This is a genomic window from Roseateles sp. GW821-FHT09B06 (assembly GCF_059418245.1).
Genome location: NZ_JBWKPM010000036.1, coordinates 1 through 25,823, shown reverse-complemented (window position 1 = coordinate 25,823; position 25,823 = coordinate 1). Strand labels below are relative to the sequence as shown.

The following is a 25,823-nucleotide window of genomic DNA, read 5'->3' as shown; positions in this document are numbered from 1 at the left end:
CCTCATTGTGAGGCATCTGCGGCATCCGCGGCGCGCAGCGGCCAGCGCGCCAGCGCCACATGACGGTGCCGCCCCAGCAGGCTGTCGACCAGTACGAATTCTCCGGCGGTCCAGCCGATCGGCTCGACCTCCCGCCGCGGCACCGCCTGGTCGTCGTACAGCAGGGTCAGGTGCGGCGTGAAATGCCGCTCCACCGGCAGACCGGCGGCCTGCAGCGCCTCGCCCAGCGCGCGCCGGAAATCGCTCACCCCCTCCAGGCCCGCACCGCCGCCCAGCACCAGCGGACGGTTGCCGGCCTTGCGCGTGAAGCTCAGCAACTGCTCGAAGCTCAGCGCGAAGCACGGCCAGCTCAGCGTCGCCGCCGCGGCCTCGGCCCTCGCGCGGAGGTCCGCCGGCATGCCGACGAAGTCGCCCAGATGGTGCAGGGTGACATGGAAGCGGTTCAGTTCATGCGGCCGGCCCTTCAGGCCTAGCTGCGTGCGCAGCCGCGAGGCCAGCGCGGCGATGCGCAGGGCCGTGGCGCGGTCCGGGTAGAGCGCGAAGAAGAGCCGGTGATCGGGCCGGTGATCGGGCGAGGCCATCGCCGCAGTCTAGGCGGAATCGGCGGCCGAGCCATCGACGGTCGACGCGCCTCTTGCTTCGACCGGGCTGGCGCCCTCCCCCATGAAAAAAAACGTGGAGGCAAGGCCTGCCCCCACGCCGTCGATCGGTGGCTCACGGGCGCCGCAGCGCCCGCGCGACAAGGTCAGCCGCGCACGGCGGCCAGCGCCGCGTTCAGCGTCTTGCTGGGACGCATCACGGCAGCCAGCTTCTCGGCGTCGGGCATGTAGTAGCCGCCGATGTCGACCGGCTTGCCCTGCACCTCGTTCAGCTCCTGGACGATGGTCTGCTCGTTCTCGGCCAGGGTCTTGGCCAGCGGCGCGAAGCGGGCCTGCAGGACCTTGTCCTCGGTCTGGGCGGCCAGTTCCTGGGCCCAGTACATGGCCAGGTAGAACTGGCTGCCGCGGTTGTCCAGTTGGCCGGTCTTGGGGCTGGGGTTCTTGTTGTTGTCCAGCAGCTTGCCGGTGGCGGCGTCCAGGGTCTTGGACAGGACCTTGGCCGCGCCGTTGCCGGTCTTCAGGCCCAGGTCTTCCAGGCTGACGGCCAGGGCCAGGAACTCGCCCAGCGAATCCCAGCGCAGGTGGTTCTCCTCCACCAGCTGCTGCACATGCTTGGGGGCGGAGCCGCCCGCGCCGGTCTCGTACATGCCGCCGCCGGCCATCAGCGGGACGATCGACAGCATCTTGGCCGAGGTGCCCAGTTCCATGATCGGGAACAGGTCGGTCAGGTAGTCGCGCAGGATATTGCCGGTCACCGAGATCGTGTCCAGGCCGCGGATCACGCGCTCCAGCGTGTAGCGCATCGCGCGCACCTGGCTCATGATCTGGATGTCCAGGCCCGCGGTGTCGTGCTCCTTCAGATAGACCTTGACCTTCTTGATCAGCTCGTTCTCATGCGGGCGATAGGGGTCCAGCCAGAACACCGCCGGCATGCCGGAGTTGCGGGCGCGCGTGACGGCCAGCTTGACCCAGTCGCGGATCGGCGCGTCCTTGACCTGGCACATGCGCCAGATGTCGCCCCGCTCGACGTTCTGGGTCAGCAGCACCTCGCCCGTGGCCAGGTCGACGATATTCGCCACGCCGTCCTCGCCGATCTCGAAGGTCTTGTCGTGCGAACCGTATTCCTCGGCCTGCTGGGCCATCAGGCCGACGTTGGGCACGGTGCCCATGGTCTTGGGATCGAAGTTGCCGTGCCACTTGCAGAAGTTGATCATCTCCTGATAGATGCGGGCGAAGGTGCTCTCGGGCATCACGGCCTTGACGTCCTTCAGGCGGCCGTCGGCGCCCCACATCTTGCCGCCGTTGCGGATCATCGCGGGCATCGAGGCGTCGACGATGATGTCGTTGGGCGAGTGGAAGTTGGTGATGCCCTTGGCCGAGTCCACCATCGCCAGCTCGGGACGGTGCTCGTGGCAGGCGTGCAGGTCGCGCTTGATTTCGTCCTGCTTGCTCTGCGGCAGCGTGGCGATCTTGTTGTAGAGATCGACCATGCCGTTGTTGACGTTGACGCCCAGCTCGTCGAACAGCTTGCCGTGCTTCTCGAAGGCCTCGCGGTAGAAGATGCGCACGCAGTGGCCGAACACGATCGGGTGCGAGACCTTCATCATCGTGGCCTTGACGTGCAGCGAGAACATCACGCCGGTCTTGTGCGCGTCCTCGATTTCCTTCTCGTAGAACTCGAGCAGGGCCTGCTTGCTCATGAACATCGAGTCGATGATCTCGCCGGCCTGCAGCGCGACCTTGGGCTTGAGCACCAGGGTCTGGCCGCCCTTGGTCTGCAGCTCCATCTTGACCTCGCGCGCCTTGTCGAGGGTGATGGACTTCTCGCCGTGATAGAAGTCGCCGTGGTGCATGTGCGAGACATGCGAGCGCGAGGCCTGGCTCCAGTCGGCCATCGCATGCGGGTTCTTGCGGGCGTATTCCTTGACGGCCTTGGGGGCGCGGCGGTCGGAATTGCCCTCGCGCAGCACCGGATTCACCGCGCTGCCGATGCACTTGGCGTAGCGGGCGCGGATCGCCTTCTCTTCCTCGGTCTTGGGCGCCTCGGGATAGTCGGGAATCGCGTAGCCCTTGCCCTGCAGCTCCTTGATCGCGGCCAGCAGCTGGGCCACCGAGGCGCTGATATTGGGCAGCTTGATGATGTTGGCGTCCGGCGTCAGGGTCAGCTTGCCCAGTTCGGCCAGGTTGTCCGGCACGCGCTGCTCGGGCGCCAGGAAGTCGCCGAACGCACCCAGGATGCGGGCCGCCACCGAGATGTCGCTGCTGCCGACCTTGATGCCGGCGGGCTCCGCGAAGGCCTGCATGATGGGCAGAAACGCGCTCGTCGCGAGCAGGGGGGCCTCATCGGTCAGCGTGTAGATGATGTTGGGCTGCTGGGTGCTCATGGGTACTTGTCCTGGAGATGATGGCCCGGCCGCCGATGGCAGCGAGGCGCGTGAAAACCAGACCTCGATCCCCTCGTGTCGGGACCAAGGCGCTGGCCGGCATTTTCCTGCAATTCCAATCCACGATACGAAAAATGAATTTTCGTGGGGGCACCTGGCGCCCGGGCGTGGCGTTGGGCCTCGAAATGGCGGGGGCGGCGTTCAGCGTCGGCCCGCGCCGGCCAGCAGCGGCGCCAGCAGACGCGGCTTCCAGCCGAGCGTGAAGGCCAGCGTCAGCGCGGCCGCGGCCAGGGCCATCACCCAGACCAGGGCCGCCATCGACACATGGTCGACCCGTAGGCACAGCGCCAGCGACGCCGACAGGGCGAGCGCGCCCAGCATGCGCAGCGCGCGCGCCAGGCCCGGCGGCAGCGGCGCGTCGCGCCCCCGCACCTGTTCCCAGTGCACCTCCATCGCCAGCGCCAGCCAGGCCAGGCCCAGCAGCGCGGCCAGCAGCGCGCCGGCCAGCAGCAGGATCTCAGGCATTGGCCACCTCCGGCAGCGCGGTCTCGCTGCCCGCGGCGGCGGGCGCCGCGCGGCGTTCGCGGCGCGCGAGGCGGCGCACCGCCAGCAGCGCCAGGCCGGCCGTGACCAGCAGCAGCAGGTCGACGCCGGCCACCGGCCAGTAGCCCTCGGCAACGGTCTTGAGCAAATGGTCGCCGGTGGTGATCCAGTTCAGCGCCGCCGCGGCCAGGGCCAGCGTGGCCACCGCCCAGCATTGCTCGCGCCAGGCCGGCGCGATGCGCGCTTCGCGCACCGCTGCCGTGCGCCAGACCGCATGCAGCAGCGCCAGCCCCCAGGCACCCCAGAACACCCGCTCCTCCCAGAGGCCGCGCTCCGGCAGGTCGACCGGCAGCAGGCGGTTGCCGACCAGCATCGCGGTGGTGGCGATCAGCATGCCGGTCACCGTCGTGACCGCCAGCGCATCGACCCAGCGCGCGCCGCTGGTGCCGGCCTTCGCATGCTGGCGCTTGCGCTTCTCGACGAAGAAGATGAAGCCGGTGGCGATGCAGACGCAGCCGGCCATGCCGCCGATGAAATAGAGCGCGCGCAGCAGCCAATGGCGGAAATGCTGCAGATGCAGGCCGGTGATGAAGTCGTTGACGCCCTTCACCGCCGTGACCGGATCGTCCTCGCGGATCAGCTGGCCGGTGGCGCCGTTGAAGTGGATGCCCTCGCCGGTCAGGCTCACGCGGTCGGTGCCGGCGCGGTAGATGCTGACCGTGGCATTGAGGTCGCCCACATGATGGATGCTCAAGAGGCCCACCTCGCCGGCCATGCCGCGCGCGGCCCAGCGCCGCTGCGCTTCGGCCACCATCGCGTCGACCGAGGCCAGCGGCGCGGCGATGCCGGCGCCATGCTCGGGCAGGCCGGTGCGCGCGGCCTCGGCCTTCTCGAAGGACTTGGCCTGCGGCTTCATCATCGTGCTCGAGAGCGGGAAATAGATGCCCGCGAAGATGATCAGACCCGACAGCGCAAACATGAAGTGAAAGGGCAGCGCCACCACGCCGGTCAGGTTGTGCAGGTCCAGCGTGCTGCGCTGGGTGTGCTTCCCGGGCCGGAAGGTGAACAGCTCGCGGAAGATCTTGCGGTGCATCACGACGCCGCTGACCAGGGCCGCCAGCATCGCCAGCGCGGCCAGCGCGACGACCCAGTAGCCCAGGTCCAGCCAGTGCAGGTGCAGGCCGTAATGCATCGGGTAGAAGAACTGGCTGCCGATCTTCAGCGCGGTCTCGGGCAGCGGCCGGCCGCTGCGCGGGTCCAGGGTCAGCAGGCCGTAGGCATGGTCGTTGTCCGGGTCCTTGGGATTGGGCAGTTCGAAGCCGGACCACATCTGCAGCACCGGGTCGCGGTGCGTCGTGTAGGCACCCCACTCGTGCAGCGGCAGTTCCTCGGGCAGCACACCATTGTTGCGCGACTGCGCCTCCTCGCGCGCGGCGGCGTCGAGCTTGATGGTGCGGAAGGCCGGCTCCAGCATCTTGTCGAAGGAGGGCATGGGCTGCGGCGCGAAACGCGAGGCGGGAATCGCCCAGCGGTCGATCTCGCGGTCGAACACCGACAGCGAGCCGAAGAAGAAGCAGGCCATCAGCACAAAGCCCAGCACCAGGCCGAACCAGGTGTGGACCCAGCTCATCGAGAGTCGGAAGGTCTTGAACATCTTGCTCCCCTGCCCGTTCAGGCCTGCCGGCTCAGCAGCCAGGCCAGGCCCGTCATCAGCGCGCCGCCGCCGGCCAGCACGGTCCAGACCCGCGCCAGGCTGGCCGCCGCGAAGGCCCACAGCAAGGCCCCCAGATAAACCAGAAAGGCCAGCAGATAGGCCAGGGTCAGGGCCTCGCCGTAGCGCATGCCGGTGGCCAGCAGCAGCGCGACGCCCAGCGTGACGCAGCCCCACACAAAGGCCCAGCCGCCGAGCAGGCCGGCGGCGACGCGCGCGGCGATGTGGAGCCGGGTCGGCGCCTGGACGGCGCCGGAGGACGGTTCGGAAGTCATGTGGGTGATTTCATGAAATGAGAATTGTTCTCATTCTATGGGCGAATCGTCTTGCCGTGCGCGGCACTCTCAAGCGATACGACCCATCATGCGCAAGTGCTCGACGACCCGGTCGGCCGCCCGCTCGGCGCAGGTGTCGACGGTGCTCAGCCGCAGGTCCGGTGCTTCCGGGACCTCGTAGGGCGAGTCGATGCCCGTGAAGTTCTTCAACTCGCCACGGCGAGCCTTCTTGTACAGGCCCTTCACATCGCGCTGCTCCGCCAGTTGCAAGGGGGTGTCCACATGCACTTCAACAAATTCGCCGTCGCCCACCAGCGATCGCGCCATCCTGCGCTCGACACGAAACGGCGAGATGAACGCGGCCAGGACGATCAGGCCGGCATCGACCATCAAGCGGGCCACTTCGGCCACGCGCCGGATGTTCTCGATGCGATCGGCCTCGGTGAATCCGAGGTCGCTGTTCAGCCCGCGACGGACGTTGTCGCCATCGAGCATGTAGGTATGGCACCCCATGCCATGCAGCCGCAGCTCCACGAGGTTGGCGATGGTGCTCTTCCCGGCACCCGAAAGGCCGGTGAACCACACGACGCAGGGGCGCTGTCCCTTCAAAGCCGCACGCGCGGTCTTGTCCAGGTCCAGATGCTGCGGGTGGATGTTTCGGGCCGCAGCGGCCATGTTCTCATTCATGGGGTCCCTCTTCGCGGCATCGGGAAGCCTTCGATCCATGCGCGGCGTCAGGTGCCGAGCAGCATGTTCAAGATCTCCAAGCAGGCCCGCGCGGTACGGTGGTCGGCGTCCTGTTCCGCATGCCAGGCGGAGACCGAGACGGCGACGATGTTGTAGGACCGCAGGGCTTCGAAGAAGGCCGCCATGTCCGCGGCGCTGGGGCCGCGCCGGACATGGTATTTGAGCGCGGGCATATGGGCCGGGTCGTCGATGACGTCGGTATCCCAGTGCAGGTAGAGGCGTTCCCGCGGCTGCAGGTGCTCCAGCATCTCGCCGAGCGGGCAGCGCAGGATCCGGGAGTCCAGCAGGGCTTCGCGTTCGCCGGGGTCGAGGTCGCGCGCATCGGCAAGCACGATCTGCCGCTGCGGATAGGCCTGCACGCCGATGCTGGCCAGGCAGGCCCGTGCCGCCCGGCTGCGCGGGTCGGGGCCGGGGTCGACCCGGCCGACGAACATGGCCAGCGGCATGCCGCCGATGTACTGGGTCTGGGTGCTGGACCAGGTGTGGAAGTCGCCATGGGCATCGAGCCAGAGCACGCGCTCGGGCGGCTGGCCGGCCTGTTGCAGCCCGGCCAGCATGCCCAGGCTCGAGACGCAGTCGCCGGCGAGGCTGACCGGCCGGCTGCCGCTGCGGGCCAGCGCGGCGACGCGCGTGGCCAGCAGGGCGTAGAGGCTGCCCAGGCTGCGCAGCTTCGCGATGGGGTCGTCGATCCGCACCTCGTGCAGCCGGGCGGGCGCCAGCACCTCCCAGGGATGGGGGTCGAGGTCGAGCACATGACGCAGACCGTCACGGCGCTGGCCCATCAGATAGGGCAGCAGAAGCCTGGCGTTCACAGCCATGTGTCGGGGTCCATGGAATAGCCGAGCCGGCCCATCATCGCGCGCACCTCGGGCCGCCGGCCCAGGTCCATGAGCAGGGCGGCTCGTTTGTGCCAGCGCCGCGGGCCCGGCGCTTCGGTCGCCATCCTGATGGGCAGCGCATCCGGCAGCGCCATGGCGGGCAGACCCAGCTGCTCGGTGATCCGCCCCAGCAGCGCGACCGGCTTGGCGATGAAGTCTTCGAAGGAGACGCGCAGGGTGTCGACGCCGCTTTGCAGAATGGCTTCGTGGCAGGAGTACCACTGGTTCAGGCACACCTCCTCCAGCCTCGCGTCGGTGAACTTCCGCCAGTTCGGCGGCAGATCGAACTTCCACCACCGGCGACCGAAGGGCACGCGCTCGGAATAGCCCCGGATCGCGAGTTCGCAGCCGATCTTGCCGAGGTCGTGCGAGAAGAATCCCAGCGGATAGAGCCAGCCGTCCATCAGGCCGTTGACGGACTGCGCGAAGCCCCGGGTCAGGTGGATGTAGCTCACCTCGGCATTGGGGAACAGTTGCTCGTACATGCCGATGCGGTAGGCGTCGGATGGCGACTTGAACAGCAGCACCGAATCCCGCACATCGGCCTCGCCGAAGGGCCGCCGCCTGAGCGCGGGCACGACGAAGGGCGGCTCTTCGATCTTCAGCGGCTCGTCGAAGAAGCGGCCCGCGCCGGCGGCGGCCCGGCCGTCGTAATAGCCGATGCGCCAGGGCTCGTCGCCGAACACGGCGGCAAGAATCGACGTTTGCAACTCGGCCTCGCTGCGGCGGTCGCCACGATCGATGCGGCTCAAGGCCGCCTCCAGCGAGCGCTCCAGGCCTTGCTCGGCACCGGCATCCAGGAAATGCGCGGGGAACTGCAGCAGCAGCCGGTTCCTCCATTTCCTCAGCAGCAGCCCGGTGTCGAGAAGCTCCGTCGAGGCAAAGGAAATCTCGTCCAGGATGCTGCTGGCCAGTTCCCCGGCATGGGCCACCCGTTCGATGCAATCGCTGTCGGAATTTCGATTGAAGCCGTTGCCGGTCAAGGCCAGCAAGGGGTCCACTTCCCCGTCGAGGGAGGCGATGCGGGCATGCCGGGCCAGGGTCTCCTTGAAGAGGCTGGACCCGCCGCGCGAACCGGACAGGATGACCACCACCCGCCGGACCGACGAGTCCAGCTCCGAGCGGGGCACCGCGCGGCGCAACTTGATCGCCTGCAGGACGCTGTCCATGGCGGCCGATGCGTCAGACCCTTGTTGATCGATCAGGCCCGGGTCATCTCGTAGACGAAGAACTGCTGGCGCCGGGTGGCGTCGGTGGCTTCGCTGGCCAGTTCCTCGGTTTGCAGGCCCGCCGCCCCTGCGAGACGCTTGATGGTCTCGATCTCGCCGAAGTTGGACTGCACGAAATAGATGCGCCCCTGGGGCTTCAAGTGCCGCCCCACGCCTTCGAAGAAACGGGTGTTGGTCTGGAAATCGGTGTCCCACTGGGACATCGCCACGACATCGTGCGCCGGCTTGTTGCGAAACGGCAGGTTGGCGGTGATGACGTCGAACCGCTCCTCATCGCCCAGCGCCTCGAACAGGTTGGACTGCCGCACCGTCATGGTGTCGGCAAAGCCGTGCAGCCGGGCATTGTGGGTGGCGCTCCGCAGGGCCGCCGGATTGATGTCCACCCCCACCACCCGCCCGGCGCCCCGGTAGCAGGCAAAGACGGCGATGACGCCCGAGCCGGTGCCCACGTCCAGCACGCTTTCGCCCGGCGCGACCCGGAAATGCCTGACCAGCGGCAGGCTGTCGGCGAAAGGCCAGAAGGTGTCGGGGTAGACCAGGAACTCCTTGTCCAGATAGCGGACCGTCCGGCCTTCGGGCGGCACGGACTTGAAGAGTTGCTGCCGCTGCGCCTGCCACTGGTCGGTAAAGCTAGCCAGGTCCATTGCCACCTCCATGAGGTCTGCCATGCAAGGATCAAGCGCTCCAGCCAGGGAGGATCATCGAACCGCGGTCGATTCAAGGGCATGCGCCCCGATCCTCGAGCCGCCTTCCATGCGTTGCAACAGCTATCGTTTCATGGCCTCCCTGGCCGGTCGCTCACGCGGTCTCAAGCATTGCCGGTTTTGGCGGCGCTGGCAATGGTGTCATTCCCACTCGATCGTCAACCCGAGCGAGAACGCCCCGGGGATCTTTGGCGGTCCTGCAGCAGCCGTAGTGATTGAAAGGCGTGCCCTCCCCCCGCGCGTTTCCCGCGCCAGGGGAGTCAGCCCGCCGCCGGTCGATCGGGTACTTGCGATGCGCTTCTTGACCACCTGTGCGCGGGGTTTCAGTCGGTCCGCCGCCGCGGTCCGCAGTTCGATGCCTCGAGCCGAGGCGCGCCTGGGGCTCGACCGGGCGGCGTAGGCGCCCCCCTACAGGCGATCGGCACACCGGCTTAACCGCGTCAGCGGGTTGCGCCGATGCGCGCCGCCATGGTGGCGATAGAGACTGCAGTCATGCACCCGGCCCGGGTGCTCCCAGCTCGAGAGGTATCACCATGTCCATCCGTCAAACCACCCTCGTGTGTTCACTGTCAGCGCTCGCGCTCGTAACGGCCTGCTCGTCGGGCCCGCGGCGCAGCGAACCGGTAGCGGTGGCACCATCCGTCGCCGGCCACTATGCCCAGTACGGGAACGTGACCGGCATCGAGGTCGTCCCAGTCGCCAGCGCCACGTCAGGCGGCGGCGCCGTGCTGGGCGCGGTGCTCGGCGCCGTCGTGGGCAACCAGATCGGCAGCGGTACCGGGCGTGCAGCCGCGACGGGCCTAGGCGCGGTCGGCGGCGCGGTGATCGGCAACAACGTCGAGAAGCGCAACAAGGGCGCCGACGATGTGTATCGCGTCAGCGTGCGCCTGGATAGCGGCTCGATCGCCCTGTACAACTTTCAGCGCATCGACGACCTGCGAGTCGGCGATCGCGTGATGGTCGAGAACGGCCAGCTCTATCGCGTGTGAGCCGTGATCGGACGGCTGCGGCGGCGCGCAGGTCGTCGCTCCGGCAGGAGGCTGCTTCGTCCCGCAAGGCCCAAGCCGAGCCCACCCTCAAGTGAGGAGTAGCGGGCGGCCGTGCCGCCCGCCTCTGGAACGTCCTGAGACGTTCCGAAACGACAAGCCCTTGATTTACAAGAGGTTATTGGCAGTTTCTAGGACAACTTGAGCCGGTGCGGGACGATCTTGGTTCATTCCCACTCGATCGTCGCCGGCGGCTTGCTCGACACGTCGTAGGTCACGCGGTTGATGCCGCGCACCTCGTTGATGATGCGGCCCGAGGTGCGCTTCAGGAGACTGTAGGGCAGCTCGGCCCAGTCGGCGGTCATGAAGTCGCTGGTCTGCACGGCGCGCAGCGCGACGACGTAGTCGTAGGTGCGGCCGTCGCCCATCACGCCGACGCTCTTGACCGGCAGGAAGACCGTGAAGGCCTGGCTGGTCAGTTCGTACCAGGTCTTGCCCGTGGCCTCGTCGCGGGTGTTGCGCAGTTCCTCGATGAAGATCGCATCGGCGCGGCGCAGCAGGTCGGCGTAGTCCTTCCTGACCTCGCCGAGGATGCGCACGCCCAGGCCCGGGCCCGGGAACGGGTGGCGGTAGACCATCTCGGGCGGCAGGCCCAGGGCCACGCCCAGCTCGCGCACCTCGTCCTTGAACAGCTCGCGCAGCGGCTCCAGGAGCTTCAGGCCCAGCTGCTCGGGCAGGCCGCCGACATTGTGGTGGCTCTTGATCGTCGTGGCCTTCTTGGTCTTGGTGCCGCCGCTCTCGACCACGTCGGGGTAGATCGTGCCCTGGGCCAGGAAGGTCGCGCCCTTGACGGCCGGTCGGCCGTCAATCCCTGCCTTGCCTTGGCCGCTCGCCTTGAGCTTCCCGGCCTCGGCCTTGAACACGTCGACGAACAGGCCGCCGATGATCTTGCGCTTCTTCTCGGGGTCGGTCACGCCGGCCAGCTGGCCCAGGAACAGCTCGCTGGCATCGACGCGGATGACCCGCGCGTGCAGCTTGCCGGCGAACATGTCCATCACCATGTCGCCCTCGTTCAGGCGCAGCAGGCCGTGATCGACGAACACGCACGTCAGTTGGTCGCCGATCGCGCGGTGAATCAGCGCGGCGGCCACGCTGGAATCGACGCCGCCGGACAGGCCCAGGATCACCTCCTCGTCGCCCACCTGCTCGCGGATCTTCTGGACGGCTTCCTCGATGTAGTCGCCCATGATCCAGTCGCCCTTGCAGCCGGCGATCTCCCGCACGAAGCGGGTCAGCATCGCCTGGCCCTGCAGGGTATGCGTCACCTCGGGGTGGAACTGGACGGCGTAGTAGCCCTTGGCCTCATTGGCCATGCCGGCGATCGGGCAGCTGGGTGTCGAGGCCAGCAGCTTGAAGCCCTCCGGCAGGGCCGTGACCTTGTCGCCATGGCTCATCCAGACCTTCAGCATGCCGTGGCCCTCGGCCGTCGTGAAGTCGGCGATGTCCTTCAGCAGCGCGGTATGGCCATGGGCACGCACCTCGGCATAGCCGAACTCGCGATGGTCGCTCCATTCGACCTTGCCGCCCAGTTGCACGGCCATGGTCTGCATGCCGTAGCAGATGCCCAAGACCGGCACGCCCAGGTCCCACACCGCCTGCGGCGCGCGCAGCTCGTGATCCTCGTAGGTCGAGGCATGGCTGCCCGAGAGGATGATGGCCTTGGGCGCGAATTCGCGGATGAAGGCATCCGACACATCATTCGGGTGGATCTCGCAGTAGACATGGGCCTCGCGCACGCGGCGCGCGATCAGCTGCGTCACCTGGGAGCCGAAATCGAGAATCAGGACTTTGTCGTGTTGCATGATGGATGACCCATTCAAGAGGCCCGGGCCAAGGGCGCCGGGTTGTCCTGCCGGCTGAAATGCCGCCAGGCGAAGAACAGAGAAGTCAGCTGCAGCAAAGCGCAGAAATAGAACGGCGCGCCGATGCGCCAGTCGCCCTTGGGCAGCTCGGCCACGAAGTACATCAGGCCCGTGCCCAGCACCGGTGCCAGCACCGCCATCACGCTGTTCAGCGAGGAGACGGCCCCCATGGTCTGGCCCTGGGTCTTGGCGTCGGCCGCGTTGGAGATCAGGCTCTGCATCGCCGTGGTGGCGGCGAAGCCCAGCACGTTGAAGACGATCACCGCATACATCATCCAGCCCGCGGTGGCCGCGCCCCAGACGAAGTTCGTGATCACGCTGGAGGCCAGGCCCAGCACCACCAGGCGCTGCGCGCTGAAGACCTTCAAGAGGCGCGGCAGCAGGAAGCCCTGCACCAGCACCGACATCACGCCCACCGCGAACAGCGACAGGCCGTTGTCCTTGGGCCCCCAGCCGAACTTGAAGCCGGTGTAGAGCACCCAGCTGGTCTGCAGCACCAGCTGCGCCAGGCCCGAGAGCGCGATCACGAAGACCAGGGAGCCCACGCCCTTCAGCGCCGTCAGCCTGCGCAGCGCGCCGACCGGATTGGCGCTGCGCCACTCGAAGGCGCGGCGGTGCTCCGGCGCCAGCGATTCGGGCAGCACGAAATAGCCGTAGGCCCAGTTCACCAGCGCCAGGCCGCCGGCCACGTAGAAGGGCAGGTGCAGGTCGATGTCGCCCAGCAGGCCGCCCATCACCGGCCCCAGGATGAAGCCCATGCCGAAGGCCGCACCCAGCATGCCGAAGCGCTTGGCCCGGTCCTCCGGCGCCGTGATGTCGGCCACATAGGCATTGGCCACCGAGGCATTGGCCTGCATCGCGCCGGACAGCAGGCGCACCGCCACCAGCATCCACAGGGCCGTGGCCGAGGCCGTGACCAGGAAACTCAGCGCCAGGCCCGAGAAGCCGATCAGCAGCACCGGACGGCGCCCGAAGCGGTCCGACAGCGCGCCGAGGATGGGCGCGCCAAAGAAGTTGGCGATGCCGAAGGCGAAGGTGACGGCCAGATAGGCCAGCGTGTGCTCGGTCGGCGAGCTGGCGAAGGTGCCCACCAGCGGCGGCAGCACCGGGATGATGAGGCCGATCGAGATCATGTCGATCAGCACCGCGACCAGGATGAAAGACATGGCGGCCTTGCGGCCGCCATGCTTCGTCGGGAGGTCGGTGGTGGACACCGGATCAGTCAAGAGCTTGCTCCCTCACTCCAGGCGGTAGTTGGGCGCTTCCTTGGTGATCTGCACATCATGCACATGGCTTTCGCGGATGCCCGCCGAGGTGATCTCGACGAACTCGGCGCGCTCGTGCATCTCGGCGATGCTGGCGCAGCCGCAATAGCCCATCGACGCGCGCAGACCGCCGGCCATCTGGTAGACGATCGCGACCATCGAACCCTTGTAGGGCACGCGGCCCTCGATGCCTTCCGGCACCAGCTTGTCGGCGTTCGGATTCGTGGTTTCGTCGTTTTCCTGGAAGTAGCGGTCGGCCGAACCGGCCTTCATCGCGCCGATCGAGCCCATGCCGCGGTAGCTCTTGTAGCTGCGGCCCTGGTACAGGATCACCTCGCCCGGGGCTTCCTCGGTGCCGGCGAACATGCCGCCCATCATCACGGCGCTGGCGCCCGCGGCGATGGCCTTGGAGATGTCGCCCGAGTAGCGGATGCCGCCGTCGCCGATCAGCGGCACGCCGGTGCCCTTCAGCGCCGTGGCCACATAGTCGATCGCGGTGATCTGCGGCACGCCGACGCCGGCGACGATGCGGGTGGTGCAGATCGAACCGGGGCCGATGCCGACCTTGACGCCGTCCGCACCCGCCTCGACCAGGGCCAGCGCCGCCGCGCCGGTGGCGATATTGCCGCCGATCACGTCGATCTGCGGATAGTTCTTCTTGACCCAGCGCACGCGCTCGATCACGCCGGCGCTGTGGCCGTGGGCGGTGTCGACGACGATGGCGTCGACACCGGCGCGCACCAGCAGCTCGACGCGCTCCTCGGTGCCCTCGCCCACGCCGACCGCGGCGCCGACGCGCAGCTTGCCATGGGCGTCGCGCGCGGCGTTCGGGAAGTTGGTCTGCTTGGTGATGTCCTTGACGGTCATCAGGCCGCGCAGCTCGAAGGCCTCGTTGACCACCAGCACGCGCTCCAGCTTGTGCTTGTGCATCAGGGCCTTGCCCTCGTCCAGCGAGGCGCCTTCCCTGACGGTGATCAGGCGCTCGGCCGGGGTCATGATCTCGCTGACCGGCGCGTCGTTGCGGGTCTCAAAACGCAGGTCGCGGCCGGTGACGATGCCCACCACCTTCTTGCCCAGCAGCACCGGGAAGCCGGAGATGCCATGCTGTTCGCTCAGGCTCTTCACCTGGCGCACCGTGGTCTCGGGGGAAATGGTGATCGGGTCGCGCAGCAGACCGGATTCATAGCGCTTCACGCGCGCCACCTCGGCGGCCTGCTGGGCCGGCGTCAGGTTCTTGTGCACGATGCCCATGCCGCCCTCCTGGGCGATGGCGATGGCCAGACGCGCTTCGGTGACGGTGTCCATCGCGGCCGAAACCAGGGGCAGGTTCAGCCGGATGTTGCGGGTCAGTTGGGTGGCAAGGCTGGTGTCGCGAGGCAACACCTGGGAGAAGGCGGGCACCAGCAACACATCGTCGAAGGTGAGCGCTTTACCAAGCAGGCGCATGAGGGAAGCTCCAGACGCAAAGCGGCATTATACGGAAGCCGCGGCGCGGCGGCCTGGCGCGTGGATTAGGGCACGCCCCACACAACTTGTCACCGGGCCGCCGGCTACACTTTTGAGGTCCACCTCGCGAGGCTCTTCGATGCCCAAGCTCACCCGCCCCTCCCCCCTGCTCCGCCTGTGTGCCGCAGCCCTGATGCTGTGTCTGGTCGGTGCGGCCCAGGCCCAGTGGAAATGGCGCGACGCGGCCGGCAAGATCCAATACAGCGACCTGCCCCCGCCGCAGGGCACGCCCGAGAAGGACGTGCTGCAGCGCCCGTCCGGCCAGCGCCCGGCGGTGGTGATCAGCCCCTATGGCCAGGCGCCCAGCGCCCCGGCCCCGGCCCCGGCCTCGGCGCCGGCAAAGGGCCCGGCCGCGCCCAGCAAGGCCGAGCAGGAGCAGCAGGCCAAGCTGAAACTCGAACAGGAGCAGCAGGCCAAGAAGCAGAAGGATGAGGAAAAGCGCATCGCCGAGCAGCGTGCCGAGAACTGCAAGCGGGCCACCAGCCTTCTGCGCACATTGGAGGACGGCAGGCGCGTGACGCGCCGCAACGACAATGGCGAGACGGTCTTCCTGGACGACAGCCAGCGCGCCGAGGAAATGCAGCGCGCGCGCGCCATCATGGCCAGCGAGTGCCGGGCCGGCTGAGCGACGGCGACCCGGCGGCGGTCCTTGATCCCTTAGCGACCGACCTTTCCGGCCAGCGGCCGGTGCCGCGAGACGATGCGCTCGCCCGCGGCGCGGTAGCGCTGGCGCCGCGCCTCCTTGGGGTCGACGGTCAGCGGCCGGTAGACCTCGATACGGTCGCGCTCGCGCAGCGGCGTGTCCAGCGGCCGGATCCGGCCCCAGATCCCGATCTTCAGCTCGGCCAGGCGCGGCAACTGCTCGGCGAACTCGGCGCAGGCGCGCAGCGCCTGCTCCAGGGTGCTGCCCGGCGCCACGCTCAGCCAGCAATGCCGCACATCGCCGGCACAGGGGCTCCAGACCAGCTCGACCCGCAGCGGCGCGACCGGGGCCTCAGCGGGGGCCATAGACGACCTCGGCGCGCTGCACGAAGCGGTCGACGAAGGTGTTGGCGATGCGGTCGAACACCGGGCTGACCACGGCCTCCAGTGCACGGCTGGAAAAAGCGTAGCGCAGCTCGAACTCGATCTTGCAGGCCTGCTCGTCCAAGCCCGGCTTGTGCAGCGGCAGGAACTGCCAGACGCCGTCCAGCAGCGAGAACGGCCCATCCACCAGGGTCATCAGCACCCTGCGGTCGGGCTCATGGGTGTTGCGCGTCGTGAAGGCATGGTGGACGCCGGCATAGGCCAGCGACAGCCGGGCGGTCACGCCGTCCTCGCGCTGCTCCAGCAGCTCCGACCTCTCGCACCAGGGCAGGAACTCGGGATACTGGGCAATGCCGGTCACCAACTGGTACATCTCGTGCGGCGAATACCAGAGCAGGACGGACTTCCTAACGTGTTTCATGGGTCAAGGCCGGGCCGCCCCAGGTGAACCACCCCATCGGGGCGGTGGCGGCGGGCACTTGCCGCCGCCTGGGGCGCTCATGGCTTCTTACAATGCCGGGATTGTATTGGGCACTGTTGCCCTCAAATCCATCCTCATGCCCATCGCCGAAAATCGCCGCGCCCGCTTCGAATACCATATCGACGAACAGTTCGAGGCCGGCGTGGTGCTGGAAGGCTGGGAGATCAAGGCGATCCGCGCCGGCCAGGTGCAGCTGACCGACGGCTACGTGATGATCAAGAACGGCGAGCTGTTCCTGATCGGCTGCCGCATCAATGCCTTGCGCAGCGCCTCCACCCATGTGAACCCGCAGGCCGACCGCACCAAGAAGCTGCTGATGAAGAAGGACGAGATCAAGCGTCTGGTCGGCAAGGTCGAGCAGCGCGGCTTCACCCTGGTGCCGCTGAACCTGCATTACAAGGGCGGCCTGGTGAAGGCCGACATCGCGCTGGCCAAGGGCAAGGCCCAGCACGACAAGCGCGAGACCGAGAAGCAGCGCGACTGGGAGCGGGAAAAAGGACAGTTGATGCGGCATGCAGCAACAGGCCGCAAGGCCTGAGACGCGCAGCGGCTCATTGGCCTTTTCGCCAAAGAGGCCGACTGATGCGACACCAGGTCGCGTCGAACCCGAAAGGGCTGAGCCCGCAGCCGGGCCCCGTCGGACCGGCGCTATCATCGAAGCCACTCTGCGGACGGAGCGCCACCATGCCCAGCAGCCCGCTCCCTCTCGCCGCCATCCCGCGCGCGGCCCTGCCCGCCCTGCTGGCCGCCGCGCCCAAGGCCGAGTTGCACCTGCATATCGAAGGCACGCTGGAGCCCGAGCTGATGTTCGCGCTGGCCGAGCGCAACGGCGTGGCCCTGCCCCATGCCGACGTGGCGGCGCTGCGCCGCGCCTACGCCTTCACCGACCTGCAGAGTTTTCTCGATCTCTACTACGCCGGCGCCGGCGTGCTGCTGACGGCCCAGGATTTCGAGGACATGGCCTATGCCTACTTCGAACGCGCGGCGGCCGACCGCATCCGCCGCGCCGAGATCTTCTTCGACCCGCAGACCCATATGGCGCGCGGCGTGCCGCTGGCCGCCGTGATGGCCGGGCTGGAGGCCGCGATCGCGCGGGCGCGGCGCGAGCTGGGCCTGAGCGTCGCCTTGATCCCCTGCTTCCTGCGCCATCTGAGCGAGGAGGGCGCGCTGGACACGCTGGAGGCGCTGCGCCCCTACCGCGCCCGGCTGCTGGGCGTGGGGCTGGACAGCAGCGAGCGCGGCCACCCGCCGGAGAAGTTCGCCCGCGTCTTCGCCAAGGCGCGCGAACTGGGGCTGCGCAGCGTGGCCCATGCCGGCGAGGAAGGCCCGCCGGCCTATATCTGGGGCGCGCTGAACGCGCTGGGCGCCGAGCGCATCGACCATGGCGTGCGCTGCCTGGAGGACCCGGCCCTGGTGGCCGAGCTGCGCCGGCGCGCCGTGCCGCTGACGGTCTGCCCGCTGTCCAACCTCAAGCTCCGCGTGGTGCCGACGCTGGCCGAGCACCCGCTGCCCGAGCTGCTGCGCCAGGGCCTGAAGGTGATGCTGAACTCGGACGACCCGGCCTACTTCGGCGGCTATCTCGGCGAGAACCTGCGCCAATGTTTCGAGGCCCTGCCCGAGCTCGACGCGAGCGCGGCCTACACCCTGTTGCGCAACGGCTTCGAGGCCAGCTTCGCCAGCCCGGCCGAGCAGGCCGGCTGGATCGCCGAGCTGGACCGGGTGTTCCTCGGCGTCAACGCGGACGCAGCGCGCTGAAGGCCTGCTCCAGGTCGGCGCGCAGGTCGGCCTCGGCCTCCAGCCCGATTGCGAAGCGCACCGGCACGCCGGCCTCGAAGAGCAGCGCCAGCTTGCGGCTGCGGCTCATGTCGTAGGGCACGGCCAGGCTCATCGGCCCGGCCCAGGAATAGCCGATGCCGAACAGCTGCAGCGCGTCGACGAAGGCATCGACCTCGGCCGCGCCGTACTCGGGCTTGAACACGGCCGTGAACAGGCAGGCCGCGCCGTCCGCACCCAGCGCCCGCCAATGCTCGTGCCCCGGCGATCCGGGAAGCGCCGGATGCAGCACCCGGGCCAGCTCGGGGCGCTCGTTCATCCACTGCGCCAGCGCACGCGTCGTCGCGTCCTGGGCGCGATAGCGCAGCTCCAGGCTGGGCAGGCCGCGCAGCACCATCTCCACATCGTTCTGGCCCAGGCCGTAGCCCAGGTGCTCATGCGCATGGTTGAGCCGGTCGTGCAGGCGCGCATCGCGGGTGCAGACCGAGCCCATCAGCACATCGGCCCCGCCCGAGGCGTATTTGGTCAGCGCCTGCATCGAGATGTCGATGCCCAGCTCGAAGGCCTTGAAGGCCACGCCGGCCCCCCAGGTGTTGTCCAGCGCCGTCGTGACGCCGCGCGCCCGGCAGGCCGCGATCAGGCCCGGCAGGTCGGGGAACTCCAGGGTGATCGAGCCGGCCGCCTCCAGCCACACCAGCTTGGTCTTGTCGCTGAGCAGGGCGGCAAAGCCGGCCGCGTCCAGCGGGTCGTAGAGCTTGTGCGTGATGCCGAACTGCGGCAGCCAGGACTCGGTCAGGTAGCGGTTCTGGCCGTAGACATTGTCCGGCACCAGCACCTCGTCGCCGGGCCGCAGCAGGGCCATCGAGACCAGGGTCACCGCCGCCAGGCCGCTGGGCGCCAGCAGGCAATGCGTGCCGCCCTCCAGGCTGGCGATGCGGGCGGCCAGCGTGTAGCTGGTGGGCGTGCCGTGCAGGCCGTAGCGGTAGCACAGGCCGTCGCGGGCGCGCGGCCGGTGCAGGTCGGCGGTGTTCTTGAACAGCACCGTCGAGGCCTTGTAGACGCCCACGGGAATCGCGTCCCAGCCTTCGGGGGCCCGGTAGGGGTGATGGATCTGTTCGGTGGAGATCGCGCGTTGTGTCTTGCTCAAAGCCTATTCCGTCCAGGGATCATTCATTCTCCGGAGCAATACCCTGCCCCGCGCAGCAGCCCGTTTCACCCAGCGAGCGCCGCCGATCCGGCTTTGCCGGGCGGCCGGCGCTGCCCCCCTGAGGGGGCGCGCGAAGCGCGTAGGGGGTGGTTCACAGCCATCAGATCGGCAGGGCGATCAGGTCATGCCCCTCGGCCGCCACGATGCGCGCCCGGGTGAATTCGCCCACCTTGAGGGTCTTGCTGGCCTTCTCGGGCGGCAGCAGGCGCACGATGCCGTCGATCTCCGGCGCGTCGGCATAGGAGCGCCCCACCCCGCCCTTGCGGCCCAGGGCCGGCGCGGAATCGACCAGCACCTGCATCGTGGCGCCGATGCGCGAGCGCAGCTTGTCGGCCGAGACGCGCTCGGCCACCTCCATGAAGCGCGCGCGGCGCTCCTCGCGCACCGCCTCGGGCAGCGCGCCGGCCAGTTCGTTGGCGGTGGCGCCTTCCACCGGCGAGTAGGCGAAGCAGCCGGCGCGGTCGATGCGCGCCTCCTGCATGAAGTCCAGCAGGTACTGGAACTCTCCTTCGGTCTCGCCGGGGAAGCCGGCGATGAAGGTCGAGCGGATCACGATCTCGGGACAGATCTCGCGCCAGCGCGCGATGCGCTCCATGTTCTTCTCGCCATTGGCCGGGCGCTTCATGCGCTTGAGCACATCGGGATGCGCATGCTGCAGCGGCACGTCCAGATAGGGCAGCACCAGGCCTTGGGCCATCAGCGGCAGGATCTCGTCCACATGCGGATAGGGGTAGACATAGTGCAGGCGCACCCAGGCGCCATGCTGCTTGGCCAGCTCGCCCAGCTGCGCCACCAGGTCGAACAGCTTGGTCTTGACCGGCTTGCCGTCCCAGAAGCCCATGCGGTACTTGAGATCGACGCCATAGGCGCTGGTGTCCTGGCTGATCACCAACAACTCCTTGACGCCGGACTCGAACAGCGCGCGCGCCTCGTTCAGCACATCGCCGATCGGGCGCGACACCAGATCGCCGCGCATGCTGGGGATGATGCAGAACGAGCAGCGGTGGTTGCAGCCCTCGCTGATCTTCAGGTAGGCGTAGTGCTTGGGCGTCAGCTTGATCCCCTGGGCCGGCACCAGATCGATGAAGGGGTCATGCGGCTTTGGCACATGGGTGTGCACCGCATCCATCACCTCCTGCGTGGCATGCGGGCCGGTGACGGCCAGCACGCTGGGATGGATCTCGCGCACCAGGCTGCCGGCGTCGGCGCTGCTCGCACCGGCCTTGGCGCCCAGGCAGCCGGTCACGATCACCTTGCCGTTCTCGGCCAGAGCCTCGCCGATGGTATCCAGGCTCTCCTTGACCGCATCGTCGATGAAGCCGCAGGTGTTGACGATCACCAGGTCCGCGCCGGCAAAGGTCTTCGAGGTCTCGTAGCCTTCGGCGCGCAGCTGGGTCAGGATCAGTTCGGAGTCGGTCAGGGCCTTGGGGCAGCCGAGGCTGCAGAACGCAACTTTGGGAACTTTTGGCGGCACCGGGGCGCTATAAGTATTTGATTCCATTTAACTATTTCCTACGTGCCACCGAGCACCAAAGCCCTGGATTCTATTTCAACTGTGATGACAACCCAAGGCACTATCACTGACTTGCCTCTGAACTACCCCGTCTGGCCCGACCGCTCGCCTAGACTGCCGACAAGGGAGATACGGGATGAGGCGAGGTCAAGTGCCAGCGTCGGACGGGTTCGGTCAGATGTCCATAGGCGCAAGAATCGGGTGGCTATTGGTCATTCGTGAAATGACCCAAGCGCAAGCCGCGAGCTGTGCTGGACTGTCCCAATCTGCGATCTCCAACATAGTTGCGGATAAGCGGCGACCAAGTGCGCGGACGCTGCTCGCCCTTGCCAGAGTGCTTTCCTGCGAGCCTAGGTTCATCATGGATGGTGCAGGCCTCCCGGCGGCCCCTTGCTCGATAACGGACAAAGACGAGGAAGCGCTTGTCAGCATGTTCTACCGAATGAATACGCAGGCGAGGGCCAGCCTACTCGTGTTCGCAAAGATTCTTCTGAGCGACCCTTTTAACAAGGCCAAGTAACAAGCGTCGCTTGGCCGCGACGACACCGAGCATTTGGTATCGCTCTAGGCACAGTTGTTATCCTCCCGCCCGTCATACAACAAAAGTCGTCGGGGAGGCGTACATGAACCTGGGCAAGCGCATCGAAACAGCACTCAACCTCGCTGGCATGTCAGCCCCCGAGGTCGCAAGAGCGACGGGCGTCCCGGTCGCCTCTATCAACGCAATGATGAGGCGGGACAGCAAGCGCTCGGAATTCACCGACAGGATCTTGAACGCTATCCCGCAGGGCCTAGTCAACCTTGACTGGGTAAGAACAGGAAGCGGGAGCCCTGATCCGATACCTACCCCAGTGGAGAGTTTGATCGCCGAAACCGCACACGAGAAAGAGCTGCTGCGTGTCTTCCGTGCTTTGAATGTTGAGCAGCAGAGGTGCACCATCGACCTGGTTCGATCATGTGCTCGGCTTGTCAGGCGAGACGCGCAGACAACCAATCTCGATCTTTAGTATTTCCAGCCGTCGAAGCGAAGTCGGCGCTGCGCCACGTAGTGAGGGCGGTTCGTCAGATAGAGGATCAGCGCGGCAGCGGATGTCGAGAACTAACCTCGGGTATCGACGTGCACATCGTCGTAGCTCTTCGCGGCGAACTGAAGCTGGGCACGAAGGCTCTCACCCTTGTCAGATCCTGCATTCAACTCGCAGAAGCTTAGGCCGCACAGGCAACCTTCTCACGCTGGGCGCGAGGGCCATCGGTACTGCTCACTGAGCAGGCTCGCTTTCCACAGATCTTCGCTCCATTCTTGAGCATGCTTGTCGAGCGATTTGAAGAATTCCTCTGCCGCCGGATCGTCCGCGAGTGTGAGGAACTGGTCGGCTCCTGAGGTGCAGCAACTTACCGCGTGGGCTGCGCCTCTAAGCGGCAATGCAACCAGACGAACAGCCTCGTCTGACGTCAGCTTGAAGTGCGGAACGCGCCAAATGGTTTCAGCAGCTATACCAGCCACTGCTTGCGAGCGTATTGACGGAGGCGGGTGCGTCCCGAGCGATAGATCGCCACTCTTTTGCCTTGCACGATCAAGCAAATCAAAAAAAACGAAGACTGCGAACATGACGGTGTAGAGTCCACGATGGAAATCGCCATATGCCGCAGCTTGAGCTAATTTCCACTCGATTGGCGCGTGCGCACTATGAACCCTGCCGCCCTGAAAGTTCACCACAGCACTGTCAGCAAGCTCCAGTGCGCTAATTATGGCCAAGCTATCAGCTTGCATCTCCAAACATTGGGAGCGCACACCTCCCTGCCTAGCCTCGTCGCGAACTTCACTGATCACTCCGTCCTTGGCAGCCGCAGTGGAATTAGGGTCTAACACAAGGTGATTGCAAGTGATGTGCGCGATCTCATGGAACGCGACAAAATCGAAGACAGCTCTTGAAAGCAAATCAGAGAAGTGCCGCCTGACGAGGCAGTTCGGCATTGTCGGCGGGTCGAGGTCTTCATCAATGGCGCCGCGGATGATTTGGTAAGGGCCACGCTTGGTTTCAAGCTCGGGGCGACCAACACCAGGAAAAATCGTTGGCTCGCAAAGCATGCGATCCAAGGTGTGCCCTATCGCGACGGACAACCCAGCGTTGATGGCAACTGCATTGCCGATCTGGCCCGCATGAGCTTGCACATCTCGATTGGCAATGAAGCCGAAGTGAATGTAGAAGGGGTTATGCAGCCGCTTGGAAGCTCGCTCGCAAAGTCGTCGCCCACGTTCAATGAACGATAGAAAGGGCTCCTGCAAAGCACCTTTGTCAGGTGTAAGCACACCCCCCAAGTCACCAAAGAACCAGTCAAGGTATCTATCGCCTTCATCGATCTCAGCCTGACTAGTCATCTACGATCTCTCGCCACACCGCTGAATCCGCGCAATGCGTTGATCTACAGGCAGCCCAGCGAGACCATTCCAATCTACGGAACGGCGTTCATTGGATGCTCAAAAATTAGATCTGGTGTCGTTGGGGCAGCCGAGGCTGACGAAGCCGATCTTGGGAGCCGCGCCGGGCGCTTGAGGCTGGGCCGGGCTCAGGACGGAGGATTCACTCATCCGTCGATTGTCCCTCATGCCGGGCGCAGCGCGCCCGCCGGGCCGCTATATCAGGGCTTCTTGGTCGGGAAGCCCGGCATGCCGGGGAACAGCGCGCCGGCATTCTTCATCTGCTCCTGCATCTGCTCGAACAGGGTCTTGCTCTGCTCCATGTAGCCGCCCATCAGGCCCTGCATCACCGGCGCCTGCGCCGTCATGAACTGGGTCCAGAGCTCGGGGCTGAAGGCCAGGCCCTTGCTCTGCTCGGCAAACTTGCTCTGCAGATCGGTGAAGGTCTGCATGTTCTTTTCGAGATAGGCGCCCATCACGCCCTGCATGGCGTGGCCATAGAAGCGGATGATCTGCTCCAGCGCCGAGGTGCTGAACATCGGCACGCCGCCGGTCTCTTCCTCCAGGATGATCTGCAGCAGGATCGAGCGGGTCAGGTCCTCGCCGGTCTTGGCATCACGCACCTCGAAGGCCTGGCCTTCCAGCACCATCTTCTTGACATCGGCCAGAGTGATGTAGCTGCTGGTCTGGGTGTCGTAGAGGCGGCGGTTGGGATATTTCTTCAGCACGCGCAGTGCCGGCGTCTGCTGCGCCGTCGCGCCATGCTCGGCCGTCTTGCTGCTGGTCTTGCCGCTGCGGGCAGTGGCCATGGAAACTCCCTTCGGAACTGAGGCGGTATATATAGAAACTGCGAGCGATTCTAGAAGCCGCCCCCCTGCGCTCCGGAGGGGTTTTCCCCTGCGCCGCACCATGCTTGTGCGCAGGGAAACTCAGGCCTGAGTTTCCCTGCGGCGCATGATGCTAACGGGGCTCAGCGCACCACGGCGATCTGCTCGCGGGCACCGGCCTTGTAGGTGAACAAGGTCAGCGCGCCGTTCTTGATGTCGCCCTTGTTGTCGAAGGCGATCGTGCCGGTCACACCCTTGTAGCCTTCGGTCTTGGCCAGCACCGGCAGGTACTTGGCCGGGTCGGCGGAGCCGGCCTTGACCATCGCGGCGGCCATCACGTTCACGGCGTCGTACACATAGGGCGCGTAAATCTGCACCTCGACCTTGTACTTTTCCTTGAACTTGACCTTGAACTCGTCCAGGGACTTCTTCGATTCGCCCTCGACGCCACCGGCCTCGGCGCACACCACCTGGCCGTCGCCCATGGTGCCGGCGGCCAGCTTGGGCAGCTCGCCCGTGCAGATGCCGTCGCCGCCCATGAACTTGGCCTCGATGCCCAGCTGCTTCATCTGGCGCAGCATCGGGCCGGCCACCGCGTCCATGCCGCCGAAGAACACCACATCGGGCTTCTTGGCCTTCAGGCTGGTCAGGATGGCGGTGAAGTCCGTGGCCTTGTCGTTGGTGAACTCGCGGCCGACGACCTTGCCGCCCGCGCCCTTGACGCCCTTCTCGAACTCGTCGGCCACGCCCTGGCCGTAGGCCGTGCGGTCGTCGATCACCGCGATGTTCTTGCCCTTCAGCGAGCTGACGGCGTACTTGCCCAGCGTGCCGCCCAGATGCACGTCATCGGCCACCACGCGGAAGGTGGTCTTGTAGCCGTTGCGGGTGAACTTGGGGTTGGTCGCCGACGGCGAGATCTGCGGGATGCCGGCATCGCTGTAGACCTTGGACGCGGGGATCGAGGTGCCCGAGTTCAGGTGGCCCACCACGCCGTTGACCTTGGAGTCGGCCAGCTTCTGCGCCGCGGCCGTGCCCTGCTTCGGATCGCCGGCGTCGTCTTCGGCCAGCAGTTCGAACTTGGCCTTCTTGCCGCCGATGGTGACGCCCTTGGCGTTCAGGTCATCGATGGCCATGCGGGCGCCCAGCTCGTTGTCCTTGCCCAGGTGAGCGATGGCGCCGCTGGTCGGACCCACGTGGCCGATCTTGACCACCAGATCCTGGGCCATCGCGGTGCCGCCCAGGGCCAGCAGCAGCAGGGAGACCGTCGTCTTCAATGCAGGTTTTTTCATGGATCAGTCGCTCGATACAGTTTTATGAATGCCGGAACGGCGAGCCGCCCGAGGGCGGTGCAGGACGCGCGGGCGGTCGTCCCTCGTCGAGCCAGGCGGAATCCCGCAAGCTCTCTCACGCTCTTCTCTACAACATTCCTCTACAACACCCGCTATGCCGCGGGCGCTCACTCGCCCAGATAGGCGGCGCGGACCTTGGGATCGCTGAGCAGGGTCTTGCCCTCGCCGGTCATCGTGACCAGGCCCGACTCCATCACATAGCCGCGGTTGGCCAGCTGCAGCGCCCGGCTGGCGTTCTGCTCCACCAGCAGCACCGTCACGCCCTGCTGGTGGATGTCGTTCACCACCTCGAAGATCTTGTCCACCATGATCGGGCTCAGCCCCATGCTGGGCTCGTCCAGCAGCAGCACCTTCGGTTTCGTCATCAGCGCCCGACCCATCGCCAGCATCTGCTGCTCGCCCCCCGACATCGTCCCGGCCAGCTGGTTCCTGCGCTCCTTCAGGCGCGGGAAGATCGCGAAGATGCGCTCCATGTCCGA

25 protein-coding genes and 1 pseudogene are annotated in these 25,823 nt (G+C 66.7%); 6 read left to right on the top strand and 20 right to left on the bottom strand.

The features are described 5' to 3' along the window. Positions 1-2: 2 nt before the first annotated feature. From AC07OQ_RS21985 to AC07OQ_RS21945, 9 genes and pseudogenes are all read right to left on the bottom strand, one after another. Positions 3-581, bottom strand: a complete 579-nt coding sequence (locus tag AC07OQ_RS21985; protein ID WP_495055272.1) for a 2'-5' RNA ligase family protein — start codon at positions 579-581, stop codon at positions 3-5. A 164-nt stretch (positions 582-745) separates the two neighbouring features. Beyond that, on the bottom strand, positions 746-2,983 hold the full coding sequence (locus tag AC07OQ_RS21980; protein WP_495055271.1) for an NADP-dependent isocitrate dehydrogenase: 2,238 nt from the start codon (positions 2,981-2,983) through the stop codon (positions 746-748). Positions 2,984-3,184: 201 nt separating this feature from the next. Beyond that, positions 3,185-3,508 carry a DUF3325 family protein gene (locus AC07OQ_RS21975; RefSeq protein ID WP_495055270.1) on the bottom strand — a complete coding sequence of 108 codons (324 nt, stop codon included), beginning with the start codon at positions 3,506-3,508 and terminating at the stop codon, positions 3,185-3,187. Continuing rightward, the gene (locus AC07OQ_RS21970) at positions 3,501-5,180 is read right to left on the bottom strand and encodes a PepSY-associated TM helix domain-containing protein (RefSeq protein WP_495055269.1); all 1,680 of its coding nucleotides are present in this window, start codon (positions 5,178-5,180) and stop codon (positions 3,501-3,503) included. Before AC07OQ_RS21970 ends, AC07OQ_RS21975 begins: the two co-directional genes overlap by 8 nt. A 17-nt stretch (positions 5,181-5,197) precedes the next feature. Then, positions 5,198-5,512: an iron uptake protein gene (locus AC07OQ_RS21965; RefSeq protein ID WP_495055268.1), complete on the bottom strand. Its 315-nt coding sequence runs from the start codon at positions 5,510-5,512 to the stop codon at positions 5,198-5,200. Positions 5,513-5,581: 69 nt separating this feature from the next. Next, positions 5,582-6,175, bottom strand: a pseudogene (gene cysC / locus AC07OQ_RS21960) (adenylyl-sulfate kinase); the annotation flags it as partial. 71 nt (positions 6,176-6,246) lie between these two features. Next, on the bottom strand, positions 6,247-7,077 hold the full coding sequence (locus AC07OQ_RS21955; protein ID WP_495055267.1) for an arginase family protein: 831 nt from the start codon (positions 7,075-7,077) through the stop codon (positions 6,247-6,249). Further along, on the bottom strand, positions 7,068-8,306 hold the full coding sequence (locus AC07OQ_RS21950; protein ID WP_495055266.1) for a hypothetical protein: 1,239 nt from the start codon (positions 8,304-8,306) through the stop codon (positions 7,068-7,070). The genes AC07OQ_RS21955 and AC07OQ_RS21950 overlap by 10 nt, the downstream gene beginning before the upstream one ends. 32 nt (positions 8,307-8,338) lie before the next feature. Then, positions 8,339-9,010, bottom strand: a complete 672-nt coding sequence (locus AC07OQ_RS21945) for a methyltransferase (protein WP_495055265.1) — start codon at positions 9,008-9,010, stop codon at positions 8,339-8,341. Between the two features lie 593 nt (positions 9,011-9,603). Here AC07OQ_RS21945 and AC07OQ_RS21940 point away from each other — a divergent pair. Beyond that, positions 9,604-10,059: an outer membrane lipoprotein gene (locus AC07OQ_RS21940; RefSeq protein ID WP_495055264.1), complete on the top strand. Its 456-nt coding sequence runs from the start codon at positions 9,604-9,606 to the stop codon at positions 10,057-10,059. Positions 10,060-10,283: 224 nt separating this feature from the next. On the opposite strand, the gene guaA is transcribed toward AC07OQ_RS21940, so the two are convergent. The 3 genes from guaA to guaB are packed head-to-tail and all read right to left on the bottom strand — an operon-like array spanning position 10,284 to position 14,689. Beyond that, positions 10,284-11,918, bottom strand: a complete 1,635-nt coding sequence (guaA, locus tag AC07OQ_RS21935) for a glutamine-hydrolyzing GMP synthase (RefSeq protein WP_495055263.1) — start codon at positions 11,916-11,918, stop codon at positions 10,284-10,286. 14 nt (positions 11,919-11,932) lie between these two features. Continuing rightward, the gene (locus AC07OQ_RS21930) at positions 11,933-13,204 is read right to left on the bottom strand and encodes a TCR/Tet family MFS transporter (protein ID WP_495055262.1); all 1,272 of its coding nucleotides are present in this window, start codon (positions 13,202-13,204) and stop codon (positions 11,933-11,935) included. Positions 13,205-13,216: 12 nt separating this feature from the next. Continuing rightward, positions 13,217-14,689 carry an IMP dehydrogenase gene (guaB, locus tag AC07OQ_RS21925; protein ID WP_495055261.1) on the bottom strand — a complete coding sequence of 491 codons (1,473 nt, stop codon included), beginning with the start codon at positions 14,687-14,689 and terminating at the stop codon, positions 13,217-13,219. A 139-nt stretch (positions 14,690-14,828) separates the two neighbouring features. Between guaB and AC07OQ_RS21920 the strand changes: the two genes are divergently transcribed. Beyond that, the gene (locus tag AC07OQ_RS21920; RefSeq protein ID WP_495055260.1) at positions 14,829-15,374 is read left to right on the top strand and encodes a DUF4124 domain-containing protein; all 546 of its coding nucleotides are present in this window, start codon (positions 14,829-14,831) and stop codon (positions 15,372-15,374) included. 32 nt (positions 15,375-15,406) lie between these two features. On the opposite strand, the gene AC07OQ_RS21915 is transcribed toward AC07OQ_RS21920, so the two are convergent. Further along, positions 15,407-15,757, bottom strand: a complete 351-nt coding sequence (locus AC07OQ_RS21915; protein WP_495055259.1) for an RnfH family protein — start codon at positions 15,755-15,757, stop codon at positions 15,407-15,409. After that, positions 15,744-16,196, bottom strand: coding sequence for a type II toxin-antitoxin system RatA family toxin (locus AC07OQ_RS21910; RefSeq protein ID WP_495055258.1), 453 nt, complete (start codon positions 16,194-16,196; stop codon positions 15,744-15,746). Before AC07OQ_RS21910 ends, AC07OQ_RS21915 begins: the two co-directional genes overlap by 14 nt. Before the next feature lie 136 nt (positions 16,197-16,332). Between AC07OQ_RS21910 and smpB the strand changes: the two genes are divergently transcribed. After that, positions 16,333-16,794, top strand: a complete 462-nt coding sequence (smpB, locus tag AC07OQ_RS21905) for an SsrA-binding protein SmpB (protein ID WP_495055257.1) — start codon at positions 16,333-16,335, stop codon at positions 16,792-16,794. A 146-nt stretch (positions 16,795-16,940) separates the two neighbouring features. Then, on the top strand, positions 16,941-18,011 hold the full coding sequence (locus AC07OQ_RS21900; RefSeq protein ID WP_495055256.1) for an adenosine deaminase: 1,071 nt from the start codon (positions 16,941-16,943) through the stop codon (positions 18,009-18,011). Here AC07OQ_RS21900 and AC07OQ_RS21895 read toward each other — a convergent pair. Continuing rightward, complete coding sequence (locus AC07OQ_RS21895; protein ID WP_495055255.1) at positions 17,989-19,176, bottom strand: PLP-dependent transferase; 1,188 nt, start codon at positions 19,174-19,176, stop codon at positions 17,989-17,991. The genes AC07OQ_RS21900 and AC07OQ_RS21895 overlap by 23 nt on opposite strands. 160 nt (positions 19,177-19,336) lie before the next feature. Continuing rightward, positions 19,337-20,737 (bottom strand): 30S ribosomal protein S12 methylthiotransferase RimO, encoded by a 1,401-nt coding sequence (rimO, locus tag AC07OQ_RS21890; protein ID WP_495055254.1) that lies wholly within the window; start codon positions 20,735-20,737, stop codon positions 19,337-19,339. Positions 20,738-20,885: 148 nt separating this feature from the next. Between rimO and AC07OQ_RS21885 the strand changes: the two genes are divergently transcribed. Beyond that, positions 20,886-21,269, top strand: coding sequence for a helix-turn-helix domain-containing protein (locus AC07OQ_RS21885; protein WP_495055253.1), 384 nt, complete (start codon positions 20,886-20,888; stop codon positions 21,267-21,269). A gap of 103 nt (positions 21,270-21,372) precedes the next feature. Further along, positions 21,373-21,756 carry a hypothetical protein gene (locus AC07OQ_RS21880; protein ID WP_495055252.1) on the top strand — a complete coding sequence of 128 codons (384 nt, stop codon included), beginning with the start codon at positions 21,373-21,375 and terminating at the stop codon, positions 21,754-21,756. Positions 21,757-21,977: 221 nt separating this feature from the next. Here the strand turns inward: AC07OQ_RS21880 and AC07OQ_RS21875 are convergent, their stop codons facing one another. The 4 genes from AC07OQ_RS21875 to AC07OQ_RS21860 all read right to left on the bottom strand — a co-directional run. After that, on the bottom strand, positions 21,978-23,129 hold the full coding sequence (locus AC07OQ_RS21875; RefSeq protein ID WP_495055251.1) for a hypothetical protein: 1,152 nt from the start codon (positions 23,127-23,129) through the stop codon (positions 21,978-21,980). 260 nt (positions 23,130-23,389) lie between these two features. Continuing rightward, complete coding sequence (phaR, locus tag AC07OQ_RS21870) at positions 23,390-23,977, bottom strand: polyhydroxyalkanoate synthesis repressor PhaR (protein ID WP_495055250.1); 588 nt, start codon at positions 23,975-23,977, stop codon at positions 23,390-23,392. A gap of 161 nt (positions 23,978-24,138) precedes the next feature. After that, entirely contained in the window at positions 24,139-25,284 is a 1,146-nt protein-coding gene (locus AC07OQ_RS21865; RefSeq protein WP_495055249.1) for a branched-chain amino acid ABC transporter substrate-binding protein, read from the bottom strand. A 167-nt stretch (positions 25,285-25,451) separates the two neighbouring features. Beyond that, positions 25,452-25,823: ABC transporter ATP-binding protein (locus tag AC07OQ_RS21860; RefSeq protein WP_495055248.1), on the bottom strand; the 372-nt coding region annotated here is incomplete at its 5' end.

Excerpts from the sequence above, each read along its gene's own strand:
- AC07OQ_RS21875 (WP_495055251.1), bottom strand. The coding sequence starts at position 23,129 with ATGACTAGTCAGGCTGAGATCGATGAAGGCGATAGATACCTTGACTGG.
- AC07OQ_RS21980 (WP_495055271.1), bottom strand. The coding sequence starts at position 2,983 with ATGAGCACCCAGCAGCCCAACATCATCTACACGCTGACCGATGAGGCC.
- AC07OQ_RS21880 (WP_495055252.1), top strand. The coding sequence starts at position 21,373 with ATGAACCTGGGCAAGCGCATCGAAACAGCACTCAACCTCGCTGGCATG.
- phaR (WP_495055250.1), bottom strand. The coding sequence starts at position 23,977 with ATGGCCACTGCCCGCAGCGGCAAGACCAGCAGCAAGACGGCCGAGCAT.
- AC07OQ_RS21955 (WP_495055267.1), bottom strand. The coding sequence starts at position 7,077 with ATGGCTGTGAACGCCAGGCTTCTGCTGCCCTATCTGATGGGCCAGCGC.
- AC07OQ_RS21965 (WP_495055268.1), bottom strand. The coding sequence starts at position 5,512 with ATGACTTCCGAACCGTCCTCCGGCGCCGTCCAGGCGCCGACCCGGCTC.
- AC07OQ_RS21920 (WP_495055260.1), top strand. The coding sequence starts at position 14,829 with ATGCCCAAGCTCACCCGCCCCTCCCCCCTGCTCCGCCTGTGTGCCGCA.
- AC07OQ_RS21950 (WP_495055266.1), bottom strand. The coding sequence starts at position 8,306 with ATGGACAGCGTCCTGCAGGCGATCAAGTTGCGCCGCGCGGTGCCCCGC.
- AC07OQ_RS21985 (WP_495055272.1), bottom strand. The coding sequence starts at position 581 with ATGGCCTCGCCCGATCACCGGCCCGATCACCGGCTCTTCTTCGCGCTC.
- AC07OQ_RS21945 (WP_495055265.1), bottom strand. The coding sequence starts at position 9,010 with ATGGACCTGGCTAGCTTTACCGACCAGTGGCAGGCGCAGCGGCAGCAA.
- AC07OQ_RS21915 (WP_495055259.1), bottom strand. The coding sequence starts at position 15,757 with ATGGCCCCCGCTGAGGCCCCGGTCGCGCCGCTGCGGGTCGAGCTGGTC.
- rimO (WP_495055254.1), bottom strand. The coding sequence starts at position 20,737 with ATGGAATCAAATACTTATAGCGCCCCGGTGCCGCCAAAAGTTCCCAAA.
- AC07OQ_RS21975 (WP_495055270.1), bottom strand. The coding sequence starts at position 3,508 with ATGCCTGAGATCCTGCTGCTGGCCGGCGCGCTGCTGGCCGCGCTGCTG.
- AC07OQ_RS21865 (WP_495055249.1), bottom strand. The coding sequence starts at position 25,284 with ATGAAAAAACCTGCATTGAAGACGACGGTCTCCCTGCTGCTGCTGGCC.
- AC07OQ_RS21885 (WP_495055253.1), top strand. The coding sequence starts at position 20,886 with ATGAGGCGAGGTCAAGTGCCAGCGTCGGACGGGTTCGGTCAGATGTCC.
- AC07OQ_RS21900 (WP_495055256.1), top strand. The coding sequence starts at position 16,941 with ATGCCCAGCAGCCCGCTCCCTCTCGCCGCCATCCCGCGCGCGGCCCTG.
- AC07OQ_RS21910 (WP_495055258.1), bottom strand. The coding sequence starts at position 16,196 with ATGAAACACGTTAGGAAGTCCGTCCTGCTCTGGTATTCGCCGCACGAG.
- guaA (WP_495055263.1), bottom strand. The coding sequence starts at position 11,918 with ATGCAACACGACAAAGTCCTGATTCTCGATTTCGGCTCCCAGGTGACG.
- smpB (WP_495055257.1), top strand. The coding sequence starts at position 16,333 with ATGCCCATCGCCGAAAATCGCCGCGCCCGCTTCGAATACCATATCGAC.
- AC07OQ_RS21940 (WP_495055264.1), top strand. The coding sequence starts at position 9,604 with ATGTCCATCCGTCAAACCACCCTCGTGTGTTCACTGTCAGCGCTCGCG.
- guaB (WP_495055261.1), bottom strand. The coding sequence starts at position 14,689 with ATGCGCCTGCTTGGTAAAGCGCTCACCTTCGACGATGTGTTGCTGGTG.
- AC07OQ_RS21970 (WP_495055269.1), bottom strand. The coding sequence starts at position 5,180 with ATGTTCAAGACCTTCCGACTCTCGATGAGCTGGGTCCACACCTGGTTC.